This is a genomic window from Kiloniellales bacterium, from assembly GCA_030064845.1.
GTDB lineage: Bacteria > Pseudomonadota > Alphaproteobacteria > Kiloniellales > JAKSDN01 > JASJEC01.
Genome location: JASJEC010000043.1, coordinates 1 through 17,048, shown reverse-complemented (window position 1 = coordinate 17,048; position 17,048 = coordinate 1). Strand labels below are relative to the sequence as shown.

Below are 17,048 nucleotides of genomic sequence, written 5' to 3'. Positions count from 1 at the left end.
CCGTTACTTCAAGATACCGGCGACGACGCCGGCGCCGACGGTGCGGCCGCCTTCGCGGATCGCGAAGCGCAGGCCCTCGTCCATGGCGATCGGCGCGATCAGCTCGATCTCCATCGCCGTGTTGTCGCCCGGCATCACCATCTCCGTGCCTTCCGGCAGGTTCACAACACCGGTCACGTCCGTCGTCCGGAAGTAGAACTGCGGACGGTAGTTGGTGAAGAACGGCGTGTGCCGGCCGCCCTCCTCCTTGGTCAGGATGTAGGCCTCGGCCTTGAAGTTCGTGTGCGGCGTGATCGACCCCGGCTTCGCCAGAACCTGACCGCGCTCCACGTCCTCGCGACCGACACCGCGCAGCAGCGCGCCGATGTTGTCGCCCGCCTCGCCCTGGTCGAGCAGCTTGCGGAACATCTCGACGCCGGTAACAACCGTCTTGCGCGTCTCGCGGATGCCGACGATCTCGACCTCCTCGCCGACCTTCACCACGCCGCGCTCGACACGGCCCGTCACGACCGTGCCCCGGCCCGAAATCGAGAAAACGTCCTCGATCGGCATCAGGAACGGCTTGTCCTTCGGACGCTCCGGCTGCGGAATGTAGTCGTCCACGGAGTTCATCAGCTCCATGATCGAGTTCTTGCCGATCTCGTCCTCCCGGCCCTCAAGAGCGCAGAGCGCAGAGCCGCGCACGATCGGAATGTCGTCGCCCGGGAACTCGTAGGAGCTCAGAAGCTCGCGAACCTCGAGCTCCACCAGGTCCAGAAGCTCAGGGTCGTCCACCTGGTCGACCTTGTTCATGTAGACAACGATCGCCGGAACGCCGACCTGCCGCGCCAGCAGAATGTGCTCCCGGGTCTGCGGCATCGGGCCGTCCGCCGCCGAAACCACAAGGATCGCGCCGTCCATCTGCGCCGCGCCCGTGATCATGTTCTTCACGTAGTCCGCGTGACCCGGGCAGTCGACGTGCGCGTAGTGCCGGTTGCCCGTCTCGTACTCAACGTGAGCCGTCGAGATCGTGATGCCGCGAGCCTTCTCCTCCGGCGCCTTGTCGATCTGGTCGTAGTCCGTGAAAGCGGCACCCCCGGCCTCGGCCAGAACCTTCGTGATCGCCGCCGTCAGCGTCGTCTTGCCATGGTCAACGTGCCCGATCGTACCGACGTTGCAGTGCGGCTTCGTACGCTCAAACTTTGCCTTTGCCATCGTGTCTCGATGCTCCGTTCGTCTCGGTGTTCTCTACTCGCGCGCCGGTTCTCTCCGCTAACCAGGCCGCCTAGCCGGCCAGCTTCGCGGCAACCTCGTCAGCTATCCCCTTCGGCACCGGCTCGTAGTGATCGAAGTGCATGGTGTACTGCGCCCGGCCCTGGCTCATGGACCTGAGCGTGTTGACATAGCCGAACATGTTGGCGAGCGGCACCATGGCGGAGATCACCTTGGCGTTGCCGCGGTCCTCGATGCCGGTCGGCGTGCCGCGCCGGCTCTGGATGTCGCCCATCACGTCGCCCATGTAGTCTTCCGGCGTAACCACCTCGACCCGCATCATCGGCTCGAGCAGGGTCGGACCGGCCTTGCCAATGCCCTCGCGGAAGGCCGCGCGGGTGGCGATCTCGAAGGCGAGTACGCTGGAATCGACGTCGTGGCTGGCGCCGTCGACCAGCGTCGCCTTGAAGTCGATCATCGGGAAGCCGAGGATCACGCCGGTCTCCCGCGCCTGGTTCAGGCCCTTCTCGACGCCGGGCACGTACTCCTTGGGCACGGAGCCGCCGACCACCTTGTTCTCGAACTCGAAGCCGGCGCCCGGCTCCTGCGGCTCGAACTGGATCTTGACCCGGGCGAACTGACCGGAGCCGCCGGTCTGCTTCTTGTGGGTGTAGTCGATCTCGGCCGCGCGGCTGATGGTCTCGCGGTAGGCGACCTGGGGCGCACCGACGTTGGCGTCGACCTTGAACTCCCGCTTCATGCGGTCGACCAGGATCTCGAGGTGCAGCTCGCCCATGCCCTTGATCACGGTCTGGCCGCTCTCCGGGTCGGACGCGACCTGGAACGAGGGATCCTCCTGCGCCAGACGGCCGAGCGCCACGGCCATCTTCTCCTGGTCGCCCTTGGTCTTGGGCTCGACCGCGACCTCGATGACCGGATCCGGGAACTCCATGCGCTCCAGGATGACCGGGTTGTTGTGGTCGCAGAGCGTGTCACCCGTCGTCGTGTTCTTCAGGCCCGCGATCGCCACGATGTCGCCGGCGTGGGCCTCCTTGAGGTCCTCGCGCTCCTTGGCGTGCATCAGCAGCATGCGGCCGATCCGCTCGCGGTTGCCCTTGACCGAGTTCAGCGCCTGGGTGCCGCTCTGCAGCACGCCGGAATAGACCCGGACAAAGGTGAGCGAACCGACGAAGGGGTCGGTCATGATCTTGAAGGCGAGCGCGGAAAGCGGCGCCGAGTCGTCGCTCGGGCGCTCGACGGGCTCGTTCTTGTCCGGCGTCACGCCCTTGACCGGCGGCACCTCCAGCGGCGACGGCAGGTAGAAGACCACCGCGTCGAGCAGCGGCTGGACGCCCTTGTTCTTGAAGGCAGAGCCGCAGAGCACCGGGACGAACTTGAGCTCGCAGGTGCCCTTGCGGATGCAGCGCCGGAGGGTCTCCTCGTCGGGCTCGTTGCCCTCGAGGTAGGCCTCCATCGCCGTGTCGTCCATCTCGACCGCGGTCTCGACCAGCTTCTCGCGGGCGATCGCCGCCTCGTCGGCGAGGTCGGCCGGGATCTCGACCTCCTCGAACTCGGCGCCGAGGGATTCGTCCTTCCAGATGATCGCCTTCATCTGGACCAGGTCGACCACGCCGCGCAGCTCGGATTCGGAGCCGACCGGCAGCTGCACGACCAGCGGCGTCGCGCCTAGGCGGTCGACGATCATGTCGACGGTGCGCTCGAAGTTCGCGCCGACGCGGTCCATCTTGTTGACGAAGCAGATGCGCGGCACGGCGTACTTGTCGGCCTGGCGCCACACGGTCTCGGACTGCGGCTCGACGCCGGCGACCGCGTCGAACACCGCGACAGCGCCGTCGAGCACGCGCAGCGAGCGCTCGACCTCGATGGTGAAGTCGACGTGGCCCGGCGTGTCGATGATGTTGATCCGGTGGTCCCGCCAAAAGCAGGTGGTCGCGGCCGAGGTGATGGTGATGCCGCGCTCCTGCTCCTGCTCCATCCAGTCCATGGTGGCGTTGCCGTCGTGCACTTCGCCGATCTTGTGCGAACGGCCGGTGTAGTACAGCACGCGCTCCGTGGTCGTGGTCTTGCCGGCATCGATATGCGCCATGATGCCGATGTTGCGATAGAGATCGAGTTTGGTGCTTCGGGCCATGGGTCCGCTCTCTCTATTCTGCCGTCCGGGCTACCAGCGGTAGTGCGAGAAGGCCTTGTTGGCCTCCGCCATGCGGTGGGTGTCTTCGCGCTTCTTGACCGCCGTGCCGCGGTTGTTCGAAGCGTCCATCAGCTCGCCGGCCAGGCGCTCCGACATGGTCTTCTCCGAGCGCCCGCGCGCGGCCCCGATGAGCCAGCGGATGCCGAGCGCCTGGGCCCGTTCGGAGCGCACCTCGACCGGCACCTGGTAGGTCGCGCCGCCGACGCGGCGCGAGCGCACCTCCAGGTCCGGCTTCACGTTGCCCAGCGCCTCGTGGAAGACCCGGATCGGGTCCTGGCTCGAGCGCTGCTGGATGCGGTCGAAGGCGCTGTAGACGATTCCCTCGGCGACCGACTTCTTGCCGTCGAGCATGAGGCTGTTCATGAACTTGGTGAGGACGACGTCGCCGAACTTGGCGTCCGGCAGGACTTCCCGCTTCTCGGCGCGGTGACGACGGGGCATGGCTGTTCCTCGGTCCTACTTCGGCCGCTTGGCGCCGTACTTGGAACGGCGCTGGCGGCGGTCCTTCACGCCCTGGGTATCGAGCGTGCCGCGGATGATGTGGTAGCGCACGCCCGGCAGGTCCTTCACACGGCCGCCGCGGATCATGACCACGGAGTGCTCCTGAAGGTTATGGCCCTCGCCGGGAATGTAGCTGGTCACCTCGAAGCCGTTGGTCAGGCGCACCCGCGCCACCTTGCGCAGGGCCGAGTTCGGCTTCTTCGGGGTGGTCGTGTAGACCCGCGTGCACACGCCGCGCTTCTGAGGGCAGGCGTCCAGGGCCGGCACCTTGTTGCGCGAGACCGGCGCCTGGCGCGGCTTGCGGATCAATTGGTTAATCGTCGGCATCCACCTGGTTCCTCGGACAAGCTCCCGCGAGTCGAACCTCTCGGGGCGCACCCCTTCAGAGGTGCGAAAGACCGCAAGGCGAGCAATGGCTCGCTCCCCGCGGTCCGGTTTATCAACGCAACGGATGGCTATGGTTCCGTTTACCCTGCGGAACTCCGTTTAGATCAACGAGGATCTACCACCAGTCCCGTCAAAGCGCGCGGATACTACGTCCGCGCCTATACCACGTCAAGCCGCGATTTAAGGCTTTTTCAGGGGTTTATCGGATCGGAATGGGCCGAAAACCTGTAGAAAAATGTCCCAGAACCGGCTCCGATCGCAAGATTCTTTCGCTAGCGTCCGGGGTGATTCTCAGCCGCTCACTTTCGCTGCCTGGGTGAGCTCCGGCGCGAATCGCTCGAAAGCCCGAAACAGCTTCTTGTGGAGGCGCCGGCACAAAAAAGCCGCGCCCCTCGAGCGGATCATGTTTTGACGGAAGCGCTTCGCGGTTCCGGCAAAACATGTGATTCCGCTCTACATCATAGGTTTAGAGCAAATTCACCGGGTTGATGGATCGCCCGTGGCGATTCCATCAAACCCGGATCTGCTCTAGAGGGAGCGCGGCTCTTTGCTTGAGGTCTGGCAGGTTTAAGCCGCCGGGCTCTGCTCGGCCTCGCCGGCGGCCTCGGCCGCCAGGTCGCTGAGCGCCGGCTCCTCGGCCTCCTTCTCGGCCTGGGCTTCCTTCTCGGCCAGCAGGACGCGGTCCCGATCGGCGGCCACCTTGCGCACCCGGTTCATCACCGAGCCGGTGCCCGCCGGGATCAGGCGGCCGACGATGACGTTCTCCTTGAGCCCGATCAGGTCGTCGTGCTTGCCCTGGACCGAAGCCTCGGTCAGGACCCGCGTGGTCTCCTGGAACGAGGCCGCGGAGATGAAGGAGCGGGTCTGCAGGCTCGCTTTGGTGATGCCCTGCAGGACCGGCGTGCCCTTGGCGGGGCGGCCGTTCTCCTTCATGACCTTGTCGTTGACCTGCTCGAACTCCTCGCGGTCGACCTGCTCGCCGACCAGGAAGGTGGTCTCGCCGGCCTCGGTGATCTCGACCTTCTGCAGCATCTGGCGGACGATCACCTCGATGTGCTTGTCGTTGATCTTGACGCCCTGCAGCCGGTAGACGCTCTGGATCTCGTTGATCAGGTACTCGGCCAGGGCCTCGACGCCCAGGACCTCGAGGATGTCGTGGGGCACGGGGTTGCCGTCCAAGAGCTGGTCGCCGACCTGCACGTAGTCGCCCTCCTGGACCGCGATGTGCTTGCCCTTGGGGATCAGGTACTCCTTGGGCTCCACACCCTCCTCGGCGGGCACCACGACGATCCGGCGCTTGGTCTTGTAGTCCTTGCCGAACTCGACCCGGCCCTCCAGGTCGCTGATGATGGCGTAGTCCTTGGGCTTGCGGGCCTCGAACAGCTCCGCCACGCGCGGCAGGCCGCCCGTGATGTCGCGGGTCTTGGAGGTTTCCCGCGGGATCCTGGCCAGAACGTCGCCCGCCTTGACGTGGGCGCCGTTGTCGACCGAGAGGATCGCGTCGACCGACATGAAGTAGCGGGCCTCCAGGCCGTTGGCCAGCTTGACCACCTCGTTCTTGTCGTCGCGCAGGGTGATGCGCGGCTTGAGGTCGTTGCCCCGGGGCTGCTGCTTCCAGTCGACCACCACGCGGTTGGCGATGCCGGTCGTCTCGTCGGTGACCTCGCGCATGGAGACGCCCTCCATGAGGTCCATGTAGTTGGCGATACCTTCCTTCTCGGTGATGATCGGCAGTGTGTAGGGGTCCCACTCCGCCAGCCGCTGGCCCTTGGTCACCTCGGCCTCCTCGTCGACCAGGAGCTTGGCGCCGTAGGGCACCCGGTGGCGGGCCCGCTCGCGCCCCGAGGAATCGGTCAGGACGATCTCCAAGTTGCGGCCCATCACGACCGGCACGCCCTCCGAGTTGATCACCACGTTCCGGTTCTTGATCGACACGGTGGCCTCGACCGGCGCCTCCACGCTGGACTGCTCGGCGCCGCGCTGGGCGGCACCGCCGATGTGGAAGGTCCGCATCGTCAGCTGGGTGCCAGGCTCGCCGATCGACTGGGCCGCGATCACGCCGACCGCCTCGCCGACATTGACCTCGGTGCCCCGGGCCAGATCGCGACCGTAGCAGGTGGCGCAGACGCCGCTGCCCGACTCGCAGGTCAGCACCGAGCGAATCTTGACCTCGTCGATGCCGGCCCGCTCGATCTCCTCGACCTTCTTCTCGTCGATCAGCCCGGCCGCCGGCACGAGCACCTTGCCCGACAGCGGATCGAGCACGTCGACCGCGGCGGTCCGCCCGAGGATCCGATCGGCCAGCGGCGCGATCACCTCGCCGCCCTCGATCACGGCGCGGGCGGTCAGACCCCGCTCGGTGCCGCAGTCCTGCTCGACGATGATCGCGTCCTGGGCGACGTCGACCAGCCGGCGGGTCAGATAGCCCGAGTTGGCGGTCTTCAGCGCCGTGTCGGCCAGGCCCTTGCGGGCGCCGTGGGTGGAGTTGAAGTACTCCAGCACGGTCAGGCCTTCCTTGAAGTTGGAGATGATCGGCGTCTCGATGATCTCACCGGACGGCTTGGCCATGAGGCCGCGCATGCCGGCGAGCTGCTTGATCTGGGCCGCCGAACCGCGGGCGCCGGAGTGCGCCATCATGAAGACGGAGTTGATCAGCTTGCCCTTTTCGCCGGACATCACCTTCATCATCTCGTCGGCCACGGCGTCGGTGCAGGTCGACCAGACGTCGACCACCTTGTTGTACTTCTCGCCGCGGGTGATCAGGCCCTCCAGGTACTGTTGCTCGAACTCCTTGACCTGCTTCTGGGCCGTCTCGACCAGCTTGATCTTGGCGTCCGGCACGATCAGGTCGTCCTTGCCGAAGGAGATGCCGGCCCGGCAGGCGTAGCCGAAGCCGAGCGCCATGATCCGGTCGGCGAAGATCACCGTCTCCTTCTGGCCGCAGTAGCGATAGACGATGTCGATGACCTCGGTGATTTCCTTCTTGGTGAGGAGACGGTTGATCAGGCTGAAGGGCACCAGGGCGCTCTTCGGCAGCACCTCGGAGAGGATCATGCGGCCCGGCGTGGTCTCGACCACGGCGGTGCGCTCGTTGCCCTCGGGATCGACGTCGGTCATTCGCGCCTTAACCTTGCTGTGCAGGGTGATCGCCCCCTGCTCCAGCGCGAATTGGATCTCGCCCATATCGGCGAAGGCCATGCCCTCGCCCGGCTCGCCCTCGCCCTCCATGGTCAGGTAGTAGAGCCCGAGGACGATATCCTGGGACGGCACGATGATCGGCTTGCCGCTGGCCGGCGAGAGGATGTTGTTGGTCGACATCATCAGCACGCGGGCCTCGAGCTGGGCCTCCAGCGACAGCGGCACGTGGACCGCCATCTGGTCGCCGTCGAAGTCGGCGTTGAACGCCGTGCAGACCAGCGGGTGCAGCTGGATCGCCTTGCCCTCGATCAGCACCGGCTCGAAGGCCTGGATGCCGAGGCGGTGCAGGGTCGGCGCCCGGTTGAGCAGCACCGGGTGCTCGCGGATCACCTCTTCGAGGATGTCCCAGACCTCGGGGCGCTCCTTTTCGACCATGCGCTTGGCCGCCTTGATGGTCGAGGCCATGCCGTAGAGCTCGAGCCTGGAATAGATGAAGGGCTTGAACAGCTCGAGCGCCATCTTCTTCGGCAGGCCGCACTGGTGCAGCTTGAGCTCCGGGCCGACCACGATGACCGAGCGGCCCGAGTAGTCGACGCGCTTGCCCAGCAGGTTCTGGCGGAACCGGCCCTGCTTGCCCTTGAGCATGTCGGACAGCGACTTGAGCGGGCGCTTGTTGGCGCCGGTAATCACCCGGCCGCGCCGGCCGTTGTCGAACAGCGCGTCGACCGACTCCTGCAGCATGCGCTTCTCGTTGCGCACGATGATGTCCGGCGCCCTGAGCTCGATCAGGCGCTTCAGGCGGTTGTTCCGGTTGATCACCCGGCGGTACAGGTCGTTCAGGTCCGAGGTGGCGAAGCGGCCGCCGTCGAGCGGCACCAGGGGCCGGAGCTCGGGCGGAATCACCGGCACGCTGTCGAGAATCATCCACTCGGGGCGCGCCCCGGACTCGATGAAGGCCTCGACCAGCTTGAGGCGCTTGACCAGCTTCTTGCGCTTGGCCTCGGAGTTGGTCTCCTTCAGCTCCTCGCGCAGATCGCGCCGCTCGTCCTCGAGGTCGAGCGCCTTCAGCATGACCTTAAGCGCCTCGGCGCCGATCATGGCGCTGAAGGCGTCCTCGCCGTACTCCTCCTGGGCGTCGAGGTACTCGTCCTCGCTCAGCAGCTGGTGCTGCTTGAGCGGCGTCAGGCCGGCCTCGACCACGATGAAGCTCTCGAAGTAGAGCACCCGCTCCAGGTCCTTGAGCGTCGAGTCGAGCAGCAGGCCGATGCGGCTCGGCAGGGACTTGAGGAACCAGATGTGCGCCACCGGGCTGGCCAGCTCGATGTGGCCCATGCGGTCGCGGCGCACCTTGGACAGGGTGACCTCGACGCCGCACTTCTCACAGATGATGCCGCGGTACTTCATCCGCTTGTACTTGCCGCAGAGGCACTCGTAGTCCTTGATCGGCCCGAAGATGCGGGCGCAGAACAGGCCGTCGCGCTCCGGCTTGAAGGTCCGGTAGTTGATGGTCTCCGGCTTCTTGATCTCGCCGAAGGACCAGGAGCGGATGCGCTCGGGGCTGGCGATCGAAATGCGGATCTGGTCGAAGCTCTGCGGTCCGCTCGGCTGGCCAAAGAAATTCATCAACTCGTTCATCGGTATCTCCCGATAGACTGTGTTTCAAAGCCCGGTGCCACAATCGCGGCAGGGCGGCCGGCCCGCCCCGCCGCGACCGGCACTAGAGGCTGTCCTGCTTCAGCTCGACGTTGAGGCCGAGGGACCGGAGCTCCTTCACGAGGACGTTGAAGGACTCCGGTATGCCCGCCTCGAAGTTGTCGTCGCCCTTGACGATGGCTTCGTAGACCTTGGTCCGTCCGGACACGTCGTCCGACTTCACTGTCAGCATCTCCTGCAGGGTGTAGGCGGCGCCGTAGGCCTCCAGGGCCCAGACCTCCATCTCGCCGAAGCGCTGTCCGCCGAACTGCGCCTTGCCGCCCAGCGGCTGCTGGGTGACCAGGCTGTAGGGGCCGATCGAACGGGCGTGGATCTTGTCGTCGACCAGGTGGTGCAGCTTGAGCATGTAGATGTAGCCCACCGTCACCGGCCGATGGAAAGTCTCGCCCGAGCGGCCGTCGGTCAGGGTGACCTGGCCGGAGGAGTCGAGACCCGCCTTGTCCAGCATGGTCAGGATGTCCTCTTCGCGCGCGCCGTCGAACACAGGCGACGCGATCGGGATGCCGTTGCTCAGGTTGCCGGCGAGCTCGTGCAGCTCTTCCTCGCTCATGTCGGCGATCTCGGCCTTATAGGTATCCGGGCCGTAGATCTCCTTGAGCTTGTCGCGCAGCCCGTCCTTGCCGGTCCCGCGCTTGACCTCGGCCAGCAGGTTGCCGATCTGGCGGCCGAGTCCGTCGCAGGCCCAGCCCAGATGGGTCTCCAGGATCTGCCCCACGTTCATGCGGCTCGGCACGCCCAGCGGGTTGAGCACGATGTCGACCGGCGTACCTTCGTCGGTGTAGGGCATGTCCTCCATCGGCACGATCTTCGAGATCACGCCCTTGTTGCCGTGACGACCCGCCATCTTGTCGCCGGGCTGCAGCTTGCGCTTCACCGCGACGAAGACCTTGACCATCTTCATCACGCCTGGCGGCAGCTCGTCGCCGCGCTGCAGCTTGTCGACCTTGTTCTCGAAGCGCTTGGTCAGCTCGTCGATCGAACCGTCGAACTGCTTGACCAGGGCCTCGATGTCGGCCTGGCGCTGATCGTTCTTGACCGAGAACTGGCGCCACTGGCCCGGCGTGTAGTCGGACAGCGTCTTCTCGCTCAGTTTTGTGCCGGACTTGAAGCCCTTAGGCCCGCCGACCGCCGTCTGGTTGACCAGCAGGTCCCTCAGCCGGCTGAAGAAGCTGCGCTCCAGGATCGCCTTCTCGTCGTCCCGGTCCTTGGCCAGGCGCTCGATCTCGGCCCGCTCGATCGCCAGGGCGCGCTCGTCCTTGTCGACGCCGCGCCGCGAGAAGACCCGCACGTCGACCACCGTGCCGGTCACGCCCGGCGGCACTCTGAGAGAGGTGTCGCGCACGTCCGAGGCCTTCTCGCCGAAGATCGCCCGGAGCAGCTTCTCCTCCGGGGTCATCGGCGACTCGCCCTTGGGCGTAACCTTGCCGACCAGGATGTCGCCCGGCTGCACCTCGGCCCCGATGTAGACCATGCCGGCCTCGTCCAGGTTCCTAAGCGCGTCCTCGCCGACGTTCGGGATGTCGCGGGTGATCTCCTCCTGGCCCAGCTTGGTGTCGCGGGCCATGACCTCGAACTCCTCGATGTGGATCGAGGTGAAGACGTCGTCGCGCACGATGCGCTCGGAGATCAGGATCGAGTCCTCGAAGTTGTAGCCCTGCCAGGGCATGAAGGCGCAGAGCACGTTGCGGCCCAGGGCCAGCTCGCCCAGCTGGGTCGAGGGGCCGTCGGCGATGATGTCGCCGCGCTGCACCTCGTCGCCGACCCGCACCAGCGGGCGCTGGGTAATGCAGGTGTTCTGGTTGGAGCGCTGGAACTTGAGCAGGTTGTAGATATCGACGGCCTGCTCGCCGCTCGAGGTCTCCTCGGTCACCCGGACCACGATGCGCTGGGCGTCGACCTGGTCGATCACACCCGAGCGGCGCGCGGCGATCGCCACGCCCGAATCCCGGGCCACGGTCTCCTCCATGCCGGTGCCGACCAGCGGCGCCTCGGCCTGGAGCAGCGGCACGGCCTGGCGCTGCATGTTGGAGCCCATCAGCGCCCGGTTGGCGTCATCGTTCTCGAGGAACGGGATCAGCGCCGCCGCGACCGAAACCAGCTGCTTCGGCGAGACGTCGATGAACTCGATGTCCTCGGGGCGCGCGACCAGGTACTCGCCGCCGCGCCGGCACGAGATCAGGTCCTCGGTCAGCTTGCCCTTGGCGTCGAGTGCCGCGTTGGCCTGGGCCACGGTGTAGCGGCCCTCGTCCATCGCCGAGAGGTAGATCACCTCGTCGGTCACCTTGCCGTTCTCGACCCGCCGGTAGGGGCTCTCGATGAAGCCGTACTGGTTCACCCGGGCATAGGTCGCGAGCGAGTTGATCAGGCCGATGTTGGGGCCCTCCGGGGTCTCGATCGGGCAGATCCGGCCGTAATGGGTCGGGTGCACGTCGCGCACCTCGAAGCCGGCGCGCTCGCGGGTCAGACCGCCCGGACCGAGCGCCGAGAGCCGCCGCTTGTGGGTGATCTCGCTCAGCGGGTTGGTCTGGTCCATGAACTGCGACAGCTGGGACGAGCCGAAGAACTCGCGCACCGCGGCGGCGGCCGGCTTGGCGTTGATCAGGTCGTGGGGCATGACCGAGTCGATCTCGACCGAGCTCATGCGCTCCTTGATTGCGCGCTCCATGCGGAGCAGGCCGACCCGGTACTGGTTCTCCATCAGCTCGCCGACCGAACGGACCCGGCGGTTGCCCAGGTGGTCGATGTCGTCGATCTCGCCCTTGCCGTCCTTCAGCTCGCAGAGGATCTGCAGGATCTTCAGGATGTCCTGCTTGCGCAGGGTGCGGACCGAGTCGTCAGTCTCGAACCCGAGACGCGAGTTCATCTTGACCCGGCCGACCGAGGAGAGGTCGTAGCGTTCCGAGTCGAAGAACAGACCCTTGAACATGGTCTCGGCGGTTTCCAGCGTTGGCGGCTCGCCCGGGCGCATGACGCGGTAGATGTCGATCAGCGCCTCTTCGCGGCTGCTGTTCTTGTCGACCGCCAGGGTGTTGCGCATGTAGGCGCCGACGTTGACGTGGTCGATCGCCAGCACCTCGATCTCGTCGATGCCGTTGTCCGCCAGGTCCTTCAACAGGGCCTCGGTCAGCTCGTCGCCGGCCTCGCAGATGACCTCGCCAGTCTCCGGATTGATGTAGTCGCTGGCGACGTAGCTGCCGTCCAGCTCCTCATCGAGCACCTTCTGGTCCTTGAGACCCTGCTCGATCAGCTTCTTGGCCAGCCGCGGCGTAACCTTGGCCCCGGCCTCGGCGACCACCTTCCCGGTGTCAGCGTCGACCAGGTCTCGCACCAGCTTGACGCCACGCAGCCGCTCGCCGTCGAAGGGCGTCCGCCAGCCGTCCTCGAGCCGGCGGTAGGGGACCTTGTCGTAGAACAGTTCGAGGATCTCCTCGGGCGACATGCCGATCGCCTCGTGCGGCTCGAGCACCGCGCCCTCGTCGTCGCGCTTCCCGCGCAGCGCCTCGGTATCGGCGCTGTCAAGCGCCATCAGCAGCGTCGTCGCAGGCAATTTGCGGCGCCGGTCGATGCGCACATAGACTAGGTCCTTGGCGTCGAACTCGAAATCCAGCCAGGAGCCGCGGTAGGGAATTACCCGCGCGGCGAAGAGATACTTGCCCGAGGAGTGGGTCTTGCCCCGATCATGATCGAAGAAGACGCCCGGGCTGCGGTGCATCTGGCTGACGATGACCCGTTCCGTGCCGTTGATGATGAAGGTGCCGTTGGGCGTCATCAGGGGCATATCGCCCATGTAGACGTCCTGCTCTTTGATGTCGCGAATCGAGCGGGCCTCGGTGTCCTCGTCGATATCCCAGACCACGAGGCGCAGGGTCAGCTTGAGCGGCGCAGCGTAGGTCATGCCCCGCTGCTGGCACTCCTCGACATCGTACTTCGGCTCCTCAAGCTCGTAGTCGACGAACTCGAGCGTCGCCCGCTCGGAGAAATCAGTGATCGGGAAAACCGACTTAAAGGCCTCCTGCAAGCCGCAGTAGCGGCGGTCGGTAGGCTTGATCTCCATCTGGAGAAATTGATCGTAGGACGTCTTCTGGACCTCGATCAGATTGGGCATCTCCGACACCTCGGCGATGCGACCGAAATTCTTGCGAATACGCTTCCGACCGGTAAACGATCTCGTCATGTCCCGTCCTTCGTTGAGCAGCCCCGAGCCCCGCGCCGGCTCAAGGCGAATCCGCCCTGGAAACCGGCGCGGGCTCGTCCCGCACCGACCGCCAAGGCGCAAACGGCCGGCCCGGCGCGCGCGAGGCCGCGCGCGCCGTCCGGCTTTCGAGTGTCTTCGTACAGCTTCTCAAACTACTTGAGCTCGACAGTCGCACCGACCTCCTCGAGCTTCTTCTTGATCTCCTCGGCTTCTTCCTTGCCGGCGCCTTCCTTGACCGGCTTGGGCGCAGCCTCGACCAGATCCTTGGCCTCCTTGAGGCCGAGTCCGGTGATCGCGCGAACTTCCTTGATCACGTTGATCTTCTTGTCGCCGATCGCGGCCAGAACCACGTCAAACTCGTCCTTCTCGGCCGCGGCCTCGCCGCCGGAGCCCGCATCGGCACCTGGGACCGCCATGACCGCCGCAGGCGCGGCAGCCGAGACGCCCCAAGCGTCTTCCAGCTTCTTGGAGAGCTCGGCGGCCTCCAAGACCGTGAGCTTCGAGAGCTCGTCTACCAACTTGTCTAGATCAGCCATTTTTCAAGTGTCTCCTTGGCTTGAACTTCTTGTCCTCGTTCCGAATCACGCCGCGTCGCTCTTGGAGCCGTAGGCGCTGAAGACCCGGGCCAATTGTCCCGCAGGGGCCTGCGTGACACCGGCCAGCTTGGTGGCCGGGGCCTGCAGCAAGCCGACCAGCTTGCCGCGCAGTTCGTCGAGCGATGGCAGCTTCGCGAGCGCGTTGACGCCATTCACGTCGAGAACCTGTTCGCCAAGCGCGCCGCCGATAATCACAAGCTTCTTGTTCTTGTCGGCGAAATCGACGCAGACCTTGGCGGCCGCCACCGGATCGACGGAGAAAGCCATCGCCGTCGGCCCGGACAGCAGCGGGTCCAGTGCCTTAAACTTCGTGCCCTCGAGAGCGAGCTTGGTGAGCCGGTTCTTGGTCACCTTGTAGCCGGCGCCGGCCGCTCGCATCCGCCTCCGCAGGTCGGTCGACTCGGCGACCGTCATCCCAGACTGCTGGGTGACGACCACGAGAGCCACCTCCTGGAAGGTCCGATGGAACTCGGCCACCAGCTGCTCTTTTTGTGCTCGATCCACGGATCATCTCCGCTTTGGTCCGCTTCCTCGCCAGGGGCCAGGAAACGTCCCGGTTGCACGAGGACTTCCGGAAACAGAACCGGAAGTCCGGTTACCCTGTCCCAGAAGCTCAAGCCTTTCGCGGTCCGGTTTCGGACCGCCAGTCAGCTCGCCTCCCGTCTGCGCAGGCCCCGAACCCGGGCTTAAGCGTCAACGCGACGCACCTACGGTCTTGGACAGGATCGGGCCGCCGGCTCGCGCCGCCCGCCCGATATCCCGCCGCCACCCACGGGGGCCACGGCGGAAATCCTCAATCGCCCTCGGCGCTGGCCCTCAGGCCGTCGCCGACAGGTCGCTCACCTCCAGTCTCACGCCCGGCCCCATGGTCGAGCTGAGAGAAACCTTTTTGATGTACGTGCCCTTGGCGCCACTTGGTTTGGCCGCGTTGATCGCCTTGACGAAAGCCCGGACGTTTTCCGCCAGCTGCTCCTCCGCAAAGCTCGCCTTGCCAACGCCGGCATGGATGATGCCGGCCTTCTCGGCCCGGAATTCGACCTGGCCGCCCTTGGCCGCCTTGATCGCCTCGGCCACGTCGTTGGTGACAGTGCCCAGCTTGGGGTTCGGCATCAGGCCGCGGGGGCCGAGGATCTTCCCGAGCTTGCCGACCACCGGCATCATGTCCGGGGTCGCCACGCAGCGGTCGAAATCGATCTCACCGGCCTGTACCTTGGCCGCCAGGTCGTCGGCGCCGACCAGGTCGGCGCCGGCGGCGGTCGCCTCCTCGGCCTTGCCGGCCTTGGCGAAGACGGCAACGCGAACCGACTTACCGGTTCCGTTCGGCAGGGTCACCACGCCGCGCACGTTCTGGTCCGCGTGCCGCGGGTCGACACCGAGGTTCATCGAGATCTCGACCGTCTCGTCGAACTTCGCCTTGGCCCCTTCCTTGACCAGCTTGACCGCCGCTTCGAGGTCATAGTGGGCCGTACGGTCGACGCCGTCGTAAGCCTGCTTGAGCCGCTTTCCTGTCCGCGCCATGGTCCCTACTCCACCACTTCGAGGCCCATGGAGCGGGCCGATCCGGCGATGATGTTCATCGCCGCGTCTACGTCGTTGGCGTTAAGGTCGGCCATCTTCGCCTCTGCGATCTCGCGCAGCTGGGCTTTGGTGACCTTGCCGATGGTTTCCCGGCCCGGTGCGCTGCCGCCCTTCTGGATGTTGAGCGCCTTGCGCAGGAAGTAGCTGGCCGGCGGGGTCTTGGTCTCGAAGGTGAAGGAGCGGTCGCTGTAGGCCGTGATGATCACCGGCGTCGGCGTACCCGGCTCCACGTTCTGCGTGGCCGCGTTGAAGGCCTTGCAGAACTCCATGATGTTGAGCCCGCGCTGACCCAGCGCCGGCCCCACAGGCGGAGACGGGTTGGCCTGCCCGGCCTTGATCTCCAGCTTGATGTAACCCGCAATCTTCTTTGCCACTGTCTACCCTTTCTATCCCTGGGCTTCGCGGTACGGACGCTCACCGGACTTTGCGAGCGGCCTCCCGCGGAACCGGCGTCGCCGCCGGCGGTACGCGCCTCGCGGCGCTAGAGTTTTTCGACCTGCGTGTACTCCAGCTCGACCGGCGTGGAGCGGCCGAAGATCGAGACCGCGACCTTGAGGCGGGCCCGCTCCTCGTCGACCTCCTCCACGAGGCCGTTGAACGACGTGAAGGGTCCGTCGGCCACCCGGACCTGCTCCCCGATCTCGAAGCTGATCGTCGGCCTGGGCCGCTCGACGCCCTCCTGGACCTGCTGCAGCAGCCGCTGCGCCTCGGCCTCGCTGATCGGCGTCGGCTTGCCCCGCTCGCCGAGAAAACCCGTGACCTTGGGCGTGTTCTTCACCAGGTGCCAGGACTCGTCGGTCAGGTCCATCTTGATGATCACGTAGCCCGGAAGCAGCTTCCGCTCCGAGGCGATCTTCTGGCCGCGCCGCACCTCGACCACGTCCTCGGTCGGCACGACGACCTCCTCGAAGAGGTCTTCCATGTGCTTCTGCCTGGCCTGCTCCTGAATCGACTCGGCGACCTTCTTCTCCGAGCCGGAGTAGGCGTGAACGACGTACCAGCGCGCGGTCATGTCCGCCTAGCCCCCCAGCCGGAGCAGGAATTGAATGGCCTCGGACAGGATCAGGTCGACGAAGAAAAAAAACACGGCGGCCAGGAACACCATGATGAACACCATGATGGTGGTGATCGTGGTTTCCTTGCGTGTCGGCCAGGTGACCTTGGAGACCTCCTGTCGGACCTCCCGCATGTACTGACCGGGGTTCATCTTCGCCATCGCCTAAGCTCTCTTCAAACCGGGCCCTGACCCGGGGGTATCCGATCCGCGACCGCCGCGGTCCGGGCTGGCAGGAGTGGAGGGACTCGAACCCACAACCCCCGGTTTTGGAGACCGGTGCTCTGCCAGTTGAGCTACACTCCTTCGTCGCGTGCCCGGAACGGGCTCCTCGATCGGGCTCCCGTTACTTCAAGATACCGGCGACGACGCCGGCGCCGACGGTGCGGCCGCCTTCGCGGATCGCGAAGCGCAGGCCCTCGTCCATGGCGATCGGCGCGATCAGCTCGATCTCCATCGCCGTGTTGTCGCCCGGCATCACCA

The 17,048-nt window shown here is 65.9% G+C and carries 13 protein-coding genes and 1 tRNA gene; all 14 read right to left on the bottom strand.

All coding sequences use genetic code 11. The features are described from left to right. Positions 1-3: 3 nt before the first annotated feature. Positions 4-1,194 (bottom strand): elongation factor Tu, encoded by a 1,191-nt coding sequence (tuf, locus tag QNJ67_15065; protein MDJ0610295.1) that lies wholly within the window; start codon positions 1,192-1,194, stop codon positions 4-6. 70 nt (positions 1,195-1,264) lie between these two features. Further along, entirely contained in the window at positions 1,265-3,343 is a 2,079-nt protein-coding gene (fusA, locus tag QNJ67_15060) for an elongation factor G (protein MDJ0610294.1), read from the bottom strand. A 30-nt stretch (positions 3,344-3,373) separates the two neighbouring features. Continuing rightward, complete coding sequence (gene rpsG, locus QNJ67_15055) at positions 3,374-3,844, bottom strand: 30S ribosomal protein S7 (protein MDJ0610293.1); 471 nt, start codon at positions 3,842-3,844, stop codon at positions 3,374-3,376. Between the two features lie 15 nt (positions 3,845-3,859). Beyond that, entirely contained in the window at positions 3,860-4,231 is a 372-nt protein-coding gene (gene rpsL, locus QNJ67_15050; protein MDJ0610292.1) for a 30S ribosomal protein S12, read from the bottom strand. A gap of 627 nt (positions 4,232-4,858) precedes the next feature. Then, the gene (rpoC, locus tag QNJ67_15045; GenBank protein MDJ0610291.1) at positions 4,859-9,064 is read right to left on the bottom strand and encodes a DNA-directed RNA polymerase subunit beta'; all 4,206 of its coding nucleotides are present in this window, start codon (positions 9,062-9,064) and stop codon (positions 4,859-4,861) included. Positions 9,065-9,146: 82 nt separating this feature from the next. Continuing rightward, positions 9,147-13,316: a DNA-directed RNA polymerase subunit beta gene (rpoB, locus tag QNJ67_15040; GenBank protein ID MDJ0610290.1), complete on the bottom strand. Its 4,170-nt coding sequence runs from the start codon at positions 13,314-13,316 to the stop codon at positions 9,147-9,149. Positions 13,317-13,489: 173 nt separating this feature from the next. Further along, on the bottom strand, positions 13,490-13,873 hold the full coding sequence (gene rplL / locus QNJ67_15035) for a 50S ribosomal protein L7/L12 (protein ID MDJ0610289.1): 384 nt from the start codon (positions 13,871-13,873) through the stop codon (positions 13,490-13,492). A gap of 45 nt (positions 13,874-13,918) precedes the next feature. Continuing rightward, positions 13,919-14,437 carry a 50S ribosomal protein L10 gene (gene rplJ / locus QNJ67_15030; protein MDJ0610288.1) on the bottom strand — a complete coding sequence of 173 codons (519 nt, stop codon included), beginning with the start codon at positions 14,435-14,437 and terminating at the stop codon, positions 13,919-13,921. Between the two features lie 312 nt (positions 14,438-14,749). Beyond that, entirely contained in the window at positions 14,750-15,451 is a 702-nt protein-coding gene (rplA, locus tag QNJ67_15025; protein ID MDJ0610287.1) for a 50S ribosomal protein L1, read from the bottom strand. Positions 15,452-15,456: 5 nt separating this feature from the next. After that, entirely contained in the window at positions 15,457-15,885 is a 429-nt protein-coding gene (rplK, locus tag QNJ67_15020) for a 50S ribosomal protein L11 (GenBank protein MDJ0610286.1), read from the bottom strand. A 107-nt stretch (positions 15,886-15,992) separates the two neighbouring features. After that, positions 15,993-16,523, bottom strand: a complete 531-nt coding sequence (nusG, locus tag QNJ67_15015) for a transcription termination/antitermination protein NusG (GenBank protein MDJ0610285.1) — start codon at positions 16,521-16,523, stop codon at positions 15,993-15,995. 6 nt (positions 16,524-16,529) lie between these two features. Then, entirely contained in the window at positions 16,530-16,727 is a 198-nt protein-coding gene (gene secE / locus QNJ67_15010) for a preprotein translocase subunit SecE (GenBank protein ID MDJ0610284.1), read from the bottom strand. Between the two features lie 68 nt (positions 16,728-16,795). Then, positions 16,796-16,871, bottom strand: a tRNA-Trp gene (locus QNJ67_15005). A 40-nt stretch (positions 16,872-16,911) separates the two neighbouring features. Next, the coding region (gene tuf / locus QNJ67_15000) for an elongation factor Tu (protein ID MDJ0610283.1) at positions 16,912-17,048 on the bottom strand (137 nt) is incomplete at its 5' end.